The 13,786-nt window shown below is 65.4% G+C and carries 15 protein-coding genes; 6 read left to right on the forward strand and 9 right to left on the reverse strand.

The window, feature by feature from the left end; all coding sequences use genetic code 11:
* Positions 1-37 precede the first annotated feature (37 nt).
* On the forward strand, positions 38-1,465 hold the full coding sequence (locus ACN9MU_RS00650) for a PLP-dependent aminotransferase family protein (RefSeq protein WP_426166529.1): 1,428 nt from the start codon (positions 38-40) through the stop codon (positions 1,463-1,465).
* A 7-nt stretch (positions 1,466-1,472) separates the two neighbouring features.
* Here ACN9MU_RS00650 and ACN9MU_RS00655 read toward each other — a convergent pair whose 3' ends face one another.
* From ACN9MU_RS00655 to dinB, 4 genes are read right to left on the reverse strand one after another with little or no spacing between them, the layout of a single operon-like run.
* Positions 1,473-2,369: a recombination-associated protein RdgC gene (locus ACN9MU_RS00655; RefSeq protein ID WP_130316447.1), complete on the reverse strand. Its 897-nt coding sequence runs from the start codon at positions 2,367-2,369 to the stop codon at positions 1,473-1,475.
* Positions 2,370-2,425: 56 nt separating this feature from the next.
* On the reverse strand, positions 2,426-3,088 hold the full coding sequence (locus ACN9MU_RS00660) for a hypothetical protein (protein WP_426336717.1): 663 nt from the start codon (positions 3,086-3,088) through the stop codon (positions 2,426-2,428).
* A complete protein-coding gene (locus tag ACN9MU_RS00665) occupies positions 3,076-3,768 on the reverse strand; it encodes a hypothetical protein (RefSeq protein WP_426166533.1) in 693 nt (230 codons plus the stop codon). Before ACN9MU_RS00665 ends, ACN9MU_RS00660 begins: the two co-directional genes overlap by 13 nt.
* A gap of 54 nt (positions 3,769-3,822) precedes the next feature.
* Complete coding sequence (gene dinB, locus ACN9MU_RS00670) at positions 3,823-4,974, reverse strand: DNA polymerase IV (RefSeq protein ID WP_426319891.1); 1,152 nt, start codon at positions 4,972-4,974, stop codon at positions 3,823-3,825.
* 81 nt (positions 4,975-5,055) lie between these two features.
* Here dinB and ACN9MU_RS00675 point away from each other — a divergent pair, with 81 nt between their 5' ends.
* Positions 5,056-5,880 carry a substrate-binding periplasmic protein gene (locus ACN9MU_RS00675; protein ID WP_426319893.1) on the forward strand — a complete coding sequence of 275 codons (825 nt, stop codon included), beginning with the start codon at positions 5,056-5,058 and terminating at the stop codon, positions 5,878-5,880.
* 83 nt (positions 5,881-5,963) lie between these two features.
* Entirely contained in the window at positions 5,964-7,841 is a 1,878-nt protein-coding gene (locus ACN9MU_RS00680; protein WP_426319895.1) for a methyl-accepting chemotaxis protein, read from the forward strand.
* Here ACN9MU_RS00680 and ACN9MU_RS00685 read toward each other — a convergent pair.
* The 3 genes from ACN9MU_RS00685 to ACN9MU_RS00695 are packed head-to-tail and all read right to left on the reverse strand — an operon-like array spanning position 7,838 to position 9,872.
* The gene (locus ACN9MU_RS00685) at positions 7,838-8,647 is read right to left on the reverse strand and encodes a helix-turn-helix domain-containing protein (RefSeq protein WP_426166541.1); all 810 of its coding nucleotides are present in this window, start codon (positions 8,645-8,647) and stop codon (positions 7,838-7,840) included. The genes ACN9MU_RS00680 and ACN9MU_RS00685 overlap by 4 nt on opposite strands.
* Before the next feature lie 10 nt (positions 8,648-8,657).
* The gene (locus ACN9MU_RS00690) at positions 8,658-9,506 is read right to left on the reverse strand and encodes an alpha/beta fold hydrolase (RefSeq protein WP_426319898.1); all 849 of its coding nucleotides are present in this window, start codon (positions 9,504-9,506) and stop codon (positions 8,658-8,660) included.
* Between the two features lie 15 nt (positions 9,507-9,521).
* Positions 9,522-9,872, reverse strand: a complete 351-nt coding sequence (locus tag ACN9MU_RS00695) for a nuclear transport factor 2 family protein (RefSeq protein WP_426319900.1) — start codon at positions 9,870-9,872, stop codon at positions 9,522-9,524.
* Between the two features lie 90 nt (positions 9,873-9,962).
* On the opposite strand from ACN9MU_RS00695, the gene ACN9MU_RS00700 reads away from it, so the two are divergent.
* From ACN9MU_RS00700 to ACN9MU_RS00710, 3 genes are all read left to right on the forward strand, one after another.
* Positions 9,963-10,127 (forward strand): hypothetical protein, encoded by a 165-nt coding sequence (locus ACN9MU_RS00700; RefSeq protein WP_426319902.1) that lies wholly within the window; start codon positions 9,963-9,965, stop codon positions 10,125-10,127.
* Positions 10,128-10,160: 33 nt separating this feature from the next.
* Positions 10,161-10,445, forward strand: coding sequence for a hypothetical protein (locus ACN9MU_RS00705; RefSeq protein ID WP_426319904.1), 285 nt, complete (start codon positions 10,161-10,163; stop codon positions 10,443-10,445).
* Between the two features lie 178 nt (positions 10,446-10,623).
* Positions 10,624-11,259 (forward strand): hypothetical protein, encoded by a 636-nt coding sequence (locus tag ACN9MU_RS00710; RefSeq protein ID WP_426343985.1) that lies wholly within the window; start codon positions 10,624-10,626, stop codon positions 11,257-11,259.
* Here ACN9MU_RS00710 and ACN9MU_RS00715 read toward each other — a convergent pair.
* Both ACN9MU_RS00715 and ACN9MU_RS00720 read right to left on the reverse strand, forming a co-directional pair.
* On the reverse strand, positions 11,252-12,538 hold the full coding sequence (locus ACN9MU_RS00715; RefSeq protein WP_426319908.1) for a glycerate kinase type-2 family protein: 1,287 nt from the start codon (positions 12,536-12,538) through the stop codon (positions 11,252-11,254). The genes ACN9MU_RS00710 and ACN9MU_RS00715 overlap by 8 nt on opposite strands.
* Positions 12,508-13,779: an MFS transporter gene (locus ACN9MU_RS00720; protein ID WP_426166553.1), complete on the reverse strand. Its 1,272-nt coding sequence runs from the start codon at positions 13,777-13,779 to the stop codon at positions 12,508-12,510. The genes ACN9MU_RS00715 and ACN9MU_RS00720 overlap by 31 nt, the downstream gene beginning before the upstream one ends.
* Positions 13,780-13,786 lie beyond the last annotated feature (7 nt).

Genomic DNA, 13,786 nt, shown 5'->3' on the forward strand with positions numbered 1-13,786 from the left:
TTGGGCCACCAAAAAGACGCAAGAATGCACTGAATTTATGTACCATTCCCTGAACCTCGCCATCGACCGCCAAGCCGCTGCCACGCTGGCGGACCAGATCTTCCTCGGCCTGCGCGGCGCGATCGGCGACGGGCGCCTGGCGCCGCAAGCCCGCCTGCCGTCCTGGCATGACCTGGCCGCACAATTGGGGGTGGCGCGCGGCACCGTGCGGCAGGCTTATGAACGGCTGCGCGATGAGCAGCTGGTCTACACCGCCGGCGCGGCCGGCACTTTCGTTTGTGCGGGCGGCACGATGGCAGGCGGAGGAAGGCCAGGCAGCGAAGCGGCACGCGTGGCGCCAGGCGCAGCAGCGCTGGAAGTGGTGCAAGCCTTTCCCGGAAGGGCTGTCAGCACCAACCCCTTCCAGGTTGGGGTGCCGGCGCAGGACGCCTTTCCCTTCAAGACCTGGTCGCGGGTGATGGGGAGGGCGGCACGCACGGCGGCTGCGATGCCGCTCTCCTATCCCGACCCGCGTGGCGAATATGCGCTGCGCGCCGAAATCGCGGCATACCTGTGCATGGCGCGCGGCCTCGATTGCACACCCGGGCAGGTGCTGGTCTGCAACGGCTATGCTGGCGCGCTTGGGCTGGTACTGCGCGCGCTTGAGTTGAAAGGCGAACAGGCGTGGATCGAGCAGCCGGGCTACATGGCCACACGCGACGCACTAGCGGCGGCGGGATTGCAGCTGGTACCCGTCCCCGTCGATCCGGAAGGAATGGATGTCGCGGCTGGCATGCAAAGGGCGCCACGTGCCAGGCTGGCGGTGGTGACGCCGGGCCAGCAAGCGCCCCTCGGCGTGACCTTGTCGCTGCGCCGGCGCCAGGCCTTGCTGGAATGGGCTGCGCAGGCAGGCGCCTGGATCATCGAGGACGATTACCTGGGCGAATTGCAGCCGCAAGGCCGCGCCGCGCCTGCGCTGGCTTCACAGGACCGCAATGGCCGCGTGCTGCACCTTGGCACCTTCAGCAAGACGCTGACGCCATCCCTGCGGGTCGGTTTCCTGGTAGCGCCGCCGGAACTGGCGGACCTGCTGGCGCAAACGGCTTCCACTTGCGGCAGCGCTCCGCCGCCGGTTGTGCAACTGGCAGTGGCGGAATTCCTGCATAGCGGCGCCTACCTGCGCCACCTGCGCCATATGAAGCGTCTGTACCAGGAACGCAGGAGCGCACTGGGCGCGGCGCTGGAAAGACTTGGCGCAATCCATGCGCCGGCAGCACTGGGCGTGCTGCTGCAATTGCCTGCGAATGTCAACGATGTGGAAGTCGCTGCGCGAGCGCGCAGCCTGGGCATGGCGCCATCCGCCTTGTCGGGATGGTATGCCGGGGCACAACCCGTCAGTGGCGGACTGCTACTTGGCGTGACCAACGTGCCCGAGGACAAAGCCCCGGGCTATTGCGAGCGCCTGCTGGCGCTCACGCGGGGATAGCGAAAACTCAGGCCTTCGCTTCGCCGCCTAGGGCGTCGACCACGTCCTGCAGCAGCTTGGACAGTTCGCCGGTCATCAGCATGAAGTCGCCGTCGAAGCGTTCCTCGTCGTTGCGGGTCACGGCGTCGTTTTCCTTCATCACATCCAGCGGCTTGACGCTCTTGATGGCCAGCGCTTCGGTCAGCACGAAGCTGATCTTGCTGTCCCAGGTCATGGCCAGGCGGGTGCACTGCTTGCCGGCCGCGATGTGGCGGCGTACTTCTTCCGGCTCCAGGGTGTGGCGCACGTAGCGCACGGCTGCCTTGCTCTCGCCGGTGGCGCGCAGTTCGGTGTCCATGTCGACGGTGAAGCCGGCTGGCGCTTCGTCATCCTGCAGCCAGGCAGTCATCACGCCCACCGGGGAACGCTGCACGCGCAGGCTTTCGATCGGCATGCGGTCGACAGCTTTCAGCAGGTGCTTGATGACGTCGTCGGCTTTGGCCGGGCTGGCGGCATCGACCACCAGCCAGCCGTTGACCGGGTCGATCCAGCACCATGTGTTGCTGCGGATGGTGAAGGCGCGCGGCAGCAGTTCGTCGTGCACGCGTTCCTTGAGTTCTTTCATGGCTTTTTTGCCAGGAGCGAAGCCTTGCTGCTCTTCCATTTCGGCCGCGCGCGCCTTGGCAACCTGGTTGACCACGGTCGATGGCAGCAGCTTTTTCTCGGTGCCCAGCACCATCAGCATCTGCTTGTTGACAACGTGCACCAGGCCGCCGTTTGGACGCGGCTTGTCCCAGCCCTGGCGCATCAGCTCATTGCTGCTGGCAGGCGAGAAGGACTGCGACTGGAGGGCTTCTTCGAGTTGTTCTGGAGTAAATGCCCAAGGGGCAGGCAGGCGGTAAACCTGGAGATTCTTGAACCACATAAACGTTATCGACCTTGATCAGCTTTTTCCACGGGAACGACATTTTACATGGGTCCTCATGGGCAAGTCATGACCTTTGTCTTGTTCCCGTCACGGCCGGGGTCTTGTCCCCGTGCGCCGACCAGGTTGGTGTACTCGCAATACTGCTGATTCCCCCTGCGGTAGCGCTTCATGGTCACGCCGTCGCCCAGGTCGGAAGTCTGTTCCAGCACCCATTCCCTGGTTTGCGCCTTGGCGATTGCCATCCCAAGCTTGGTGTCCGGCAGGATGATTGTTGCAAATTTATTCAGGCTTTCCTTGCGGAGCTGGCGGTCGACGCCGGCGGCCAGCTTGCGATTTTTCTCGAGCAGCGTCTCCGCCAGTGGCGCCGGCTTGGCAAACGGGTCGTCGTTGACGGTGGCTGGCACGGTAACGGCTTCTGCTACCGGCGCCGCAGTCTCGGAAGCTGCCGGCGCGGTCGCTGTGCTGACCACCGGCGGCGGCGGTGCAGCGCGCCGGACGGTAGCAACCGGCGCCGCCGGTGCGGCCACGGCAGGCGGGCGCCTGGGCAATTCCCTCGGTGCTTGCAGGTAGACCAGTTCCGTTTCGCGCTGGACGCTGGCCTGCCGTACATAGGGCATGCCGCGCCAGCACAGGAAGAGCGCTGCGTGCGCCAGCGCGATGGCGGCCAGCCAGGCCTGGCGCCTGCGGGGCTCGAAGGGCAGGCTCATTTGGGACATTTGACCAGGCGGGCTTTCGAGCCCTTGCGGAAGACATCGTGGCCGCCGGTCCCGATATGGTCGACCTCTTCGCACACCATTTTCCCGCGCAACATATAGCGCTTGTGCACGATGCCGTTCGCGCCGGCGAAACTCTCCGGCGCGAATGGTTTGGGCGGAGGGGCACCGGTGATGGAAAGCGTCGCGGCCTTGTCCTCGTCCACGACGGTGGCATATTTGTTCAGGCTCTCCTTGCGCAACTGGCGGTCGATGCTGGCGGCCGACTTGCGGGTCTTTTCAAGCAAGGATTCGTCGCGCACCGCCGGTTTGGCAAATGGGTCGGCCGGCAAGCTGGCGGGCGCTGGCAGGGTGATCGACTGCGGCATTGCCTCTGCGGAAGCGGGCAGTGCATCCGGACTGACCGCTTCGCTGGCAACCGGAGGCGGTGCAGGGCGGGCCTGGACGGCCGCTGTGTGCTGCGCGGTCGGCTGCACGCGCGGTGGTCGCGGGGGCAATTCGGCCGAACGGTGACGAATGGCTTGCGGCAGCTTCAGCAAGATCAGTTCGCCTTCCGGCTGCCCGGCCAATTCCTGCGCCTGCCGCGCGACAGGGCGCCAGGCCATCAGCACGGCCAGATGGCCGAAGGCGATAAGCACCAGCCAGGCGCGCCGTGCCGGGCGATGAACAGCGTTGGCTTGCATAGGTAATCCGGGTTTGCAGCCGGACTCAGCATGCCAGCTCGCGCGGGAAAGGTATCATAAATTAGCAAAAAGATCACCTTGCGCCGGCTGGGCCCTGGCAGCCTCGTCCAGCGTGCAGAGGGCCGACATGCGCACGCCGAGCAGGCGCAGCCGGTCGTCCAGCGGCACGCGGCGCAGGCATTCGCCGGCAGCGCGGCGGATGGCGGCGGCATCGGCCGTGGGCGAAGGCAGGGTCAGGTCGCGCGTCACCGTGCGGAAGTCGGCATAGCGCAGCTTGATACCCACCGTGCGGCCGGCGTAGCGCTTGCGCGCCAGGTCCTCGGCCACCTTCTGGCACAGGCGGGTGAAGATTTCGGACAGCTCGGCGCGGTCGCGCTTGACGTGCAGGTCGCGCGAGAAGGTGGTTTCGCGGCTGACGCCTTTCGGCTCGCTGCGCGTGGCGACGGCGCGCTCGTCGCGGCCATGAGAAATGCGCTGCAGCCATTCCGCGTAGTTGAGGCCGAAGTGTTCCTGCAACAGGGCTGGGTCGGCCGCAGCCAACTGGCCGACGGTGTCGATGCCGAGCGCGACCAGCTTTTTCTCCGCCTTGGGGCCGATGCCGTTCACCTTGCGCACCGGCAGCGGCCAGATACGGGCCGGGACGTCGTCGTAGCCGACCACGGTCAGGCCGTTGGGCTTTTCCAGGTCGGAGCAGATCTTGGCCAGCAGCTTGTTGGGCGCCACGCCTATCGAGCACGACAGCCCGGTGGCAGCGCGCACCGCATCCTTGATGCGCTGGGCCAGCTCACGCGTTTCGCCCTCCACCTCGGTCAGGTCGATATAGATTTCATCGATGCCGCGGTCTTCGATCTGTGGCGCGATGCTGGCCACGGCCGCCTTGAACAGGCGCGAATACTTGCGGTAGGAATCGAAATCCACCGGCAGCAGGATGGCGTCCGGCGCCAGGGCAGCCGCCTTCATCGTGCCCATGGCGGAAAAGACGCCCAGCGCCCGCGCTTCATAGGTGGAGGTGGTGATCACGCCGCGGCCCACGTAGTCGCGCAGGCGGGAGAATTCGCGGGTGCCGTCCGGCAGTTCGCGCGGCTGGTGGCGACCGCCGCCGCCAATCACCACCGGCAGGCCGCGCAATTCCGGATAGCGCAGCAGCTCCACGGACGCGTAAAAGGCATCCATGTCGAGGTGGGCAATGCGGCGGGGCCAGTCCATAACAAATAGTCGAGTTCGCTAGTGATACTGTAATTATATACAGCATTTTGAGCAAGGTGCCCGGCGGATATACTGCTGGGCATGTACATCCTGCCCCTGCTGTTCGCCTTTGCCGCCACCCCAGCAATTGCCGCCCCTGCCTGCCCAGCACCACTGCATGCCGGCGCCAGCGACCTTGGCCAGGCCTCCTTTCGCGAGGACGACAGGGTTGGCGGGGCCGCCATCGACGTCGTGCGGGAACTGGCGCGCCGCACCAACTGTCCGCTCGATATCAGCTGGTACCCGCGGGCGCGGCTCTGGGCGGAATATGCCGGCGGCCGCATCAACGTAACCGCCAGCTCGGCCCGCAGCGCAGAGCGCGACCGCCTTGGCCAGTTCGTGCCCTTTGTCACCACGCGCTTCGACCTGGTGTTGTCGCACCGCGTGACGGGCAGTTACAAATCGCTGGCCGAATTCGTGGAACATAGCAGCGCGCGCCTGAACCTGGTGCGTGGCATCCTGTACACGCCCGACGCCGAGGCCCAGGTCGCCCGCTTGCGCGAACAGGGCCGGGTCGAAGTGGTCAACGACTTTGATATCGCCTTCCGAAAAATAGCCTCGAAACGCGCCGAGGCGACACTGGCGCCGATGACGATCTATGCGCGCTACCTGCAAAGCGCCGACCTGCAGGGGCACGTCAGCGTGATGCAGGTCACGGAATCGTTCCCCGTGCTGGCCGGCGCTTATCTCTCTCGCAGCGACCTCTCCCCGGCCGCGCGCAAGGTGTTTGCCGATGCCTTGCTCGGCATGGTGGCCGACGGCACTGTGGCGCGCATCTACGGCAAATATGTCGGCGAAGCGAACGGCCGCGCCCTGGTGCCGGACCATGGGCGTGGCATCATTTCAGCGTACCAGCAACTTCCCTGACTTTGCTGTGGCATTGAGCGCTGCGCCGCGTTACCATGCCTGTGCGATCATCGAAAAAAAACCACTTTCTGGCGAGGCTTGGCATGAGCTTTTCGAACATGAATATCGGTGTGAAGCTGGCGATCGGTTTTGCGCTGGCCATTGCGATCCAGCTGGCAATGTCGCTGACAGGGATCAGCCGCCTGAGCCACAACTCGACCCTGACCGAGCGCCTGATCAGCGATCGCTACCTGAAGGTGCAGCTGACCAACGAGATGCGCAGCTATTCCAACCGCTCGGCGCAAGCCTTGCGCAATGCCATGCTGGCGCCGGACAAGATCAGCAGCGACGCTTTCCTGGCCAGCATGGCGGAAGCTGATACGGCAGGCGCCGCGGCGGCGCAAAAGCTGCAGAAGATCCTGGTACTGGAAGAGGCCAAGAAACTGTTTGCCGAAGAAACGCAGGCGTTCGAAGCTTTCCGAGCCAAGCGCGATGAGGTGGTCAAGCTGTTCAAGGAAGGCGACCAGGACAGCGCGGTGCAAACGCTGTTCAAGCAGGCCATCCCGCTGCAAAACACCTATTTCGGCAAACTCGACGCCATCCTTGCCCTGCAAAACAAGCTGATGGGGCAGGATAGCGCGGAAGCAACCGAGTCCGCATCGAATGCAACCATGCTGATGATCGGCCTGCTGGTGCTGGCAACCGCGCTGTCGGTGGCGGCAGGCTACCTGATCACCCGTTCCGTGACCGGGCCCTTGCTGCAGGCGGTGGAGGTGGCCGAAACCGTGGCCCACGGCGACCTGACTGCCGACATCGACACCAGCCGCAAGGATGAAACCGGGCGCTTGCTGAATGCCCTGCAAGAAATGGTGGCCTCGCTGAAGCGCACCGTCGGCTCGGTACGCACGTCCACCGATACCATCAATACCGCCGCGGCGGAAATCGCGGCCGGCAATCTCGACCTGTCGCGCCGCACCGAGCAGCAGGCGGCCAGCCTGGAGGAAACCGCCTCCTCGATGGAGGAGTTGACCTCGACGGTCCGGCAGAACGCCGACAACGCGCGCCAGGCCAACCAGCTTGTGGTGTCGGCTGCCGGCCATGCCAGCGAAGGCGGGCAAGTGGTGGGCGAGGTGGTCGATACCATGGGCGGGATCAAGGCCAGTTCGGCGCGCATGGCGGACATCATCAGCGTGATTGACGGCATCGCCTTCCAGACCAATATCCTGGCCCTGAATGCCGCGGTGGAAGCGGCGCGCGCCGGCGAGCAGGGCCGCGGTTTCGCCGTCGTGGCGTCGGAGGTGCGCAACCTTGCGCAGCGCAGCGCGGCAGCGGCCAAGGAAATCAAGGAACTGATTGACGATTCGATCGCCAAGGTTGACGCGGGCGGTGCGCTGGTGGATCGCGCCGGTGCGACCATGAAGCAGATCGTGGCGTCGGTGCAGCAGGTGGCGGACATCATGAATGAGATCACCTCGGCCAGCCAGGAGCAGTCTTCCGGAATTGAACAGGTGAACACTGCCATCGCGGAAATGGATAACGCAACGCAGCAGAATGCGGCGCTGGTGGAACAGGCGGCCGCAGCGGCGCGTAGCATGCAGGAGCAATCCGAGCGGCTGGTGAAGGCAGTGGCGGTATTCCGGATGGAAGGCTCGGCAGGGCAATATTCGGCGCCGGTTGCGCGCGCCTCCACTGCGACCAGCGTCCCGGCGCAGGCCATAGTGCCTGCGCTGAGGGCGGCCCGCGCCCCTGCCGGCAGTGGTGCGGCCGGCAATGCGGTGAAAGGCGGGGCGGCAAGGCGCACGGCGCAGGCTGCAAAAGCAAATGGCGTCGGCGCTTCCGTGCCGGCAGTGAATGCTGTGGAGGATGAAGCTCCGGCCGCCCCTGCTGCACCGGCCAGGGCGGCGCGCGCTGGCGCGGCGGGCAAGCAGTCAGCGGCGCCGGCTCGCGCCACGCCGCCCGGCGACGACTGGGAAGAGTTTTAGGCCGGCAGCTTGCGGAACCACTGCGCCGTCGCTTCGTCGGCGGGAAAGAATGCCTCCACGCGCAACTCATGCACCGTGACGTCGTGCGGCGTGCCGAGCGTGGCGATGGTGGTGAACAGGTTGAGCTCCACGCCATCCTTTCGCACCGTGAACGGCAGGAAGGGCAGCGCGCGGCGGTCCAGGTTGGCAGTCTTCGACGCCGCACGGATGCCTGGAATCGCCAGCAGCTCCTCCAGCAACATGGTCGCTTCACTGCCCGGCCCGTCGCCCATGGCCTCCCGTTGAATCCATTGCAGCAGGTCGACGCTGACATCCTCCCAATTGACGATGTACTTGCGCAGGCCATTCGGCTCCAGGGTCAGCTTGATCACGTTGGAGGTAGTAGGCGGGCCATCGAGCAGCCACTCGATCATCTTGGCTGCCGGGCCGTTGCTCATGACCAGGTTCCACAAGCGGTCCACCACCAGTGCAGGATAGGGCGCCTGCTGTCGCAGCATGAAGTCCAGCGCCTGCTTCACCGCCTTCATTTCGGGATCGGACAAGTTGCGCTCCTGGTAGGCCGGCGCGTATCCGGCTGCCAGCAGCATCACATTGCGCTCCCGTAGCGGGATGTCGAGGACAATGCCCAGTTTCAGGATCATTTCGCGGCTGGGCTGCGAGCGTCCGCTTTCCAGGAAACTGATATGCCGCTGCGAGATGCCGCTCTCGGTCGACAGCCGCAACTGGCTGAAACCGCGCTTGCCGCGCCAATAGCGCATCGCCGCTGCGTAGTCGCTGAAATACTGCCCTGGTGCCGCCGCTCCCATATCGCTCCCCTCAAGACCGTATGAAGTCCAGCAAGTCGCTGTTCACTCTTGCCATGTGGGTGAGGAACATACCATGCGGCGCGCCTTCGTACACTTGAAGTTTCGCATTGGGTAGCAGTGCGGCGCTCGGCCTGGCGGTCAGCTCGAACGGCGCGCTGGCGTCATTGGTGCCGGCAACCGGCAGAACCGGCAGCGTAACGTTCGGCAGCTCGGCACGGAAATCTTCGCGCTGCAGCGAGCGGTTGCATTCGTACAATGCCTGCAGCGAGGCTTGCAGCGGCATGGCGCGCAGCCAGTCACGCATGCCTGGTGGCGTATGTTCGGCCACGAACGGCGGCAGGTTTTCATCGATCCATTTCGGCAGGTCCTTCATCAGCTGCTCCTTGCGGAAGTATTCCAGCAGCGCCGGATCGATGCCGTCCGGGTTGTCGGCAGACCTGGCGATGCAAGGCGTCATGGTCCCCAGCAAGGCGACGCGCCTTATGCGGCGCTGCCCGTGGCGGGTCAGGTAGCGCACCACTTCATTGCAGCCCATCGAATGGGCCACCAGGGTGACTTCATCCAGGTCAAGCGCTTCCAGCACGGCACCCAGGTCGTCGGCCAGGGTGTTGAAGTCATAGCCGCGGCCAGGATCGCTGGAGCGGCCGTGGCCGCGCCGGTCGAAGGCAATCACGCGCATGCCCTGCTCCGCCAGCGCCAGCATCTGGTAGCACCAGGAATCGGCACCCAGCGACCAGCCACCCACGAACAGAACCGGTTCGCCATCGCCCCAGTCGCGGTAGAACAGGTTGACGCCGTCGGCAGTACGCACGGTGTTCGGTTCGATCAGCCGGGCGCCCGAGATCTTGTATGCGGTCATGATTGCCTCCCTTCCTTACTGTGCGAAGTAGTCGATAAAGCCGGTCACGCTGGCCAGGCGCCCGTCCGCCGCGAGAACTGCGAAGTCGGTGCCTTTGGCAACCGGATCGCTGCCAGGCGCGGCCAGCGTCCACGAGAAGCGCAGCACATCGCCATGGCTGTCCGGGGTGCCGGCCAGTTCAAAACGGTGGCCGGGGAAGTGGCCCTGCGCGCCGGCGATCATGGCGTCGATCGCACCATGGCCGGCGCCCTGCATCAGCGGGTCCTTATAGTTGGCTTCCGGAGTGAAAGCCGCTGCCACACGGGCACGGCGTTCATCGGCGTTGCGCTCGTTCCAGGCCGCCAGGTATTTTTCGACGATTTGCATGGTGTTTCTCCTTTCGTTGGTTGGTGAGCCATTGTCAGCAAATCCATGCCATGCGACGATTACCTCCCAGGTAATCAAACAGGAATCCATGTGACACTCCATCACCGATTTGCCCTCATTTCCCTGCTGGCTGGCTGCGCCGTTGCGCAAGCGGGCTGCCCAACGACACTGCCGCTGAAAGGCGTGCTCAATATCGATAACTGCTATCCGATGCGCGAGGAATGCGTGCCCGCATCGGATGCCTTGTATCAGTAAGCGGAGGCCGTACCGGACGGCGGGAATGAGGGGATGACCATCGCCCTCCATGGCAGCCCCTGGCACTTGTATGGTCCCGACTCCCGCATCATGACGATCGACAAACCGGCGGAGGTCCTCCAGCAGGAAAGCAAAAAGAAGAAGAAGCTCAGCCATGTCGTGCTGATGTCTTCGTGGAGCGGCACAGCGCCCGACAAGCATTACGCGCCGGCGTCGGTCATGAAACGTTCAGCCTTTGCCCCGAGCGCGCCTGGAAGGCGTTTGATGCCGCTGCGGCGCTGGGCAATCCAGTCGCCGCCTACAACGCTGCCGTCCTGAGGCTGGAGCGGGGCGCTCGTGGCGACCGGGAAGCAGCGCAGGACCTGCTCAGGAAGGCCGTAGCGGCCGGCGACCAGCCAGCCGCTGCCCTGCTTGAACAAACAACATTGCACCGCAAAGGGAAGCCGTGAGAGGATTAGCCTTCCCCGAAAGCAGAGATGAAAAACAGGAGTTCCAGTTGAAATCGATTTTATTTGTGGCCGGCCTGGCCATCAGCACCACGGTTGCAGTGGCGAATGCCGCACCGGCGGCGTCGGCATCGGCGAAGGCGTCCAAGCCTACGGCTTCTGCTGCGGCCCCGGCGCCAGTGGCTGTGCAAACGCGCGACGTTCCCGTCAATGACTTCATGCAGGGCCGCCTGCCGTACCAGATCGCCCTGAACGTGCCGGTACCGGCGGAATTCCAGCAGTCCAAGGTCAAGAAAATCGGCTATTCGTACTGGATGCGCCCGGAAGATGCCGCGACGGCGACCGCCGCCAGCCTGCCGACCCGCAATGGCTATATGTACGGTTCGACCGCCACCAACGTCACTTACGACGCGGCCCACCATGTGTTCTACGGGATCAGTGATCCCGGTTCGCTGAACAAACTGCGCGGTGCAGCCACCAATATCCAGGTCCAGGAATTCAAAGATGCCAGGCACCCGGCCGTGATGGTTTCCATGATCAGCGGCACCACTGGACAGCCGGCCTACTTCATGTACATGGCAACCGGCAAAAAAAACGAGACATTCTTCCTGTCCTACCGCGCGCCGGACGGCCGCAAGGACATTGGCGATGCGGTGTGGGCCAAGCTGGCCGCCGCCATCAAATAAGCAGGATCGCCCGGAAGTCGTTCACATTGGTGCGGGTGGGGCCGGTGACCACCAGGTCGCCCAGCGCTGAGAAGAAGCTGTAGCCGTCGTTGTTGTCGAGCAGGGCGCGGGCGTCCAGGCCCTGGGCGGCGGCGCGCTGCAGCGTGTCCGGCCCCAGCACGGCGCCGGCATTGTCCTCGGTGCCGTCGATGCCGTCGGTGTCGCAGGCGATGGCGTGCACGCCGGGCGCTCCCTGCAGCGCGACAGCCAGCGCCAGCAGGTATTCCGCATTGCGCCCGCCGCGGCCCGTGCCGCGCACCGTGACGCTGGTTTCCCCGCCTGACAGGATGACGCAGGGCGGCCGCAATGGGCTGCCATGCTCGATCACGCCTTGCGCCAGGGCGGCATGCGACACGGCCACCGTGCGCGATTCGCCTTCCAGCCTGTCGCTCAATATCAGCGGGCGCAGGCCTTCGGCGCGGGCCATGTCGGCCGCCGCCTGCAAGGCGTGCCTGGCGGAGGCAATCACCGCCACGCTATTGCGCGCCAGGCGTGAATCGCCGGGCTTTGGCGTCTCCTGCGCCGGGTCTTCCAGCACTGCGCGCACGGCGGGCGCCAGCTCGATGCCATATTGCTGCAGGATGCGCAGGGCGTCCTGCGCGGTCGACGGATCGGCCAGGGTCGGGCCGCTGGCCACCACGGCCGGATCGTCGCCCGGCACGTCCGACAGCACCAGCGTGACCACGCGCGCCTGGCCGCAAGCCAGCGCCAGGCGGCCCCCCTTGATCGCCGACAGGTGCTTGCGCACGATATTGATGTCGCCAATCGGCGCGCCGCTGCGCAGCAAAGCCTTGTTGATGTCGCGCTTCTGCTCCAGCGTGATGCCGGGCGCCGGCAGCGACATCAGCGCCGAGCCGCCGCCGGACATCAGGCACAGCACCATATCGTCCGGTCCCAGGCCCCGCACTGCCGCCAGCATGCGGCGCGCTGCGGCCTGGCTGGCGTCGTCCGGCACCGGGTGGCCGGCCTCGATCACTTCCACCTGCTGCGTGGGCGCGCCATGCCCGTAGCGCGTCACCACCACGCCGCTCAGGGGGCCCTGCCAGCGCCGCTCCACGCCCTGCGCCATGCGCGCGGACGCCTTGCCGGCGCCGATGACGACGGTACGGCCTTTCGGCGGCGGCGGCAGGTGGGCCGCAATGGTTTCCAGCGGGTCGGCCGCGCGCAGGGCGGCGTTGAACAGTTCGGACAGCAGTTCGCGGCCAGTCTTCACAGCATTTCTCCTTTGCTGCCGACGCATAGCAGCACCAGGGCGCCGCCCGCCGCCAGGCAGGCCGCCACCAGCAGCATGCCGTTGGCTGTACTGTGCGTGGCGTCCTTGATCGCGCCGACCAGGTAGGGGCTGACAAAACCGGCCAGGTTGCCGAGCGAATTGATCATGGCGATGCCTGCCGCAGCCGCAGAGCCGCCCAGCATAGCGGTCGGAATGCTCCAGAACACCGGGAAGGTGCTGAGGATGCCGGCCGTCGCCACGCTCAAGGCCGCCAGCGCCAGCACCGGGTTGTTTGCATAATGCGTCGACGCCAGCAAGGCTGCTGCGCCAATGAAGGCAGCCAGCGCAACGTGCCAGCGCCGTTCGCCGCTGCGGTCGGAATGGCGCGCAATCAGGATCATCGCCACTGCTGCGATGCCATACGGGATGGCGGTCAGCAGCCCGATGTCGAGCACGTCCTGCACGCCGCTGTTGCGTATCAGTTGCGGCAGCCAGAAGCCGACGCCGTACAGCCCCATCACCAGCAGGAAGTACACCAGCGCCAGGATCCACACCCGGCTGCTGCCGAACACGTGGCGCAGGCCCCATTGCGCGCGCGGTGCGCCGTCGCGCGCCAGCTCGTGCTTCAACAGCGCCTTTTCCTCGTCGTTAAGCCAGTTGGCGTCGTCGATGCCATCGTCCAGCAGCGCCAGCGTCAGCACGCCCAGCGCCACTGCCGGCAAGCCCTCCAGCAGGAACAGCCACTGCCAGCCGGCCAGCCCGCCGCTGCCGCCAAAGTGCGACATGATCCAGCCCGACAGCGGGCCGCCCACCACGCCCGCCACCGCGACGCCGCTCATGAAAACGGCGACGATGCGGGCGCGCCGCTGCGCCGGATACCAGTAGGTGAGGTACAGGATCACGCCGGGGAAGAAGCCCGCCTCCGCCACGCCAAGCAGGAAGCGCATCACATAGAAGCTCACCGGGCTGCTGGTGAACAGCATGGCCGCCGACAGCAGGCCCCAGCTGGCCATGATGCGCGCAATCCAGCGCCGCGCGCCGACGCGCAGCATCAGCAGGTTGGAAGGCACCTCGCACAGGAAGTAGCCTACGAAGAAGATCCCGGCGCCCAGCCCATATACGGTGTCGGAAAACTGCAGGTCCGCCTGCATCTGCAGCTTGGCAAAACCGACGTTCACCCGGTCCAGGTATGCCACCACGTAGCACAGGAAGAGGAAGGGCAGCAGGCGCCAGGTGACGCGCGCATACAGCGTTTCGGTAGTGATCATTCTTGTT

Origin of the sequence: Pseudoduganella sp. R-32 (genome assembly GCF_049913245.1) — a bacterium.
Lineage (GTDB): Bacteria > Pseudomonadota > Gammaproteobacteria > Burkholderiales > Burkholderiaceae_D > Rugamonas.

Excerpts from the sequence above, each read along its gene's own strand:
- ACN9MU_RS00650 (WP_426166529.1), top strand. The coding sequence starts at position 38 with ATGTACCATTCCCTGAACCTCGCCATCGACCGCCAAGCCGCTGCCACG.
- ACN9MU_RS00655 (WP_130316447.1), bottom strand. The coding sequence starts at position 2,369 with ATGTGGTTCAAGAATCTCCAGGTTTACCGCCTGCCTGCCCCTTGGGCA.
- ACN9MU_RS00660 (WP_426336717.1), bottom strand. The coding sequence starts at position 3,088 with ATGTCCCAAATGAGCCTGCCCTTCGAGCCCCGCAGGCGCCAGGCCTGG.
- ACN9MU_RS00665 (WP_426166533.1), bottom strand. The coding sequence starts at position 3,768 with ATGCAAGCCAACGCTGTTCATCGCCCGGCACGGCGCGCCTGGCTGGTG.
- dinB (WP_426319891.1), bottom strand. The coding sequence starts at position 4,974 with ATGGACTGGCCCCGCCGCATTGCCCACCTCGACATGGATGCCTTTTAC.
- ACN9MU_RS00675 (WP_426319893.1), top strand. The coding sequence starts at position 5,056 with ATGTACATCCTGCCCCTGCTGTTCGCCTTTGCCGCCACCCCAGCAATT.
- ACN9MU_RS00680 (WP_426319895.1), top strand. The coding sequence starts at position 5,964 with ATGAGCTTTTCGAACATGAATATCGGTGTGAAGCTGGCGATCGGTTTT.
- ACN9MU_RS00685 (WP_426166541.1), bottom strand. The coding sequence starts at position 8,647 with ATGGGAGCGGCGGCACCAGGGCAGTATTTCAGCGACTACGCAGCGGCG.
- ACN9MU_RS00690 (WP_426319898.1), bottom strand. The coding sequence starts at position 9,506 with ATGACCGCATACAAGATCTCGGGCGCCCGGCTGATCGAACCGAACACC.
- ACN9MU_RS00695 (WP_426319900.1), bottom strand. The coding sequence starts at position 9,872 with ATGCAAATCGTCGAAAAATACCTGGCGGCCTGGAACGAGCGCAACGCC.
- ACN9MU_RS00705 (WP_426319904.1), top strand. The coding sequence starts at position 10,161 with ATGACCATCGCCCTCCATGGCAGCCCCTGGCACTTGTATGGTCCCGAC.
- ACN9MU_RS00715 (WP_426319908.1), bottom strand. The coding sequence starts at position 12,538 with ATGCGTCGGCAGCAAAGGAGAAATGCTGTGAAGACTGGCCGCGAACTG.
- ACN9MU_RS00720 (WP_426166553.1), bottom strand. The coding sequence starts at position 13,779 with ATGATCACTACCGAAACGCTGTATGCGCGCGTCACCTGGCGCCTGCTG.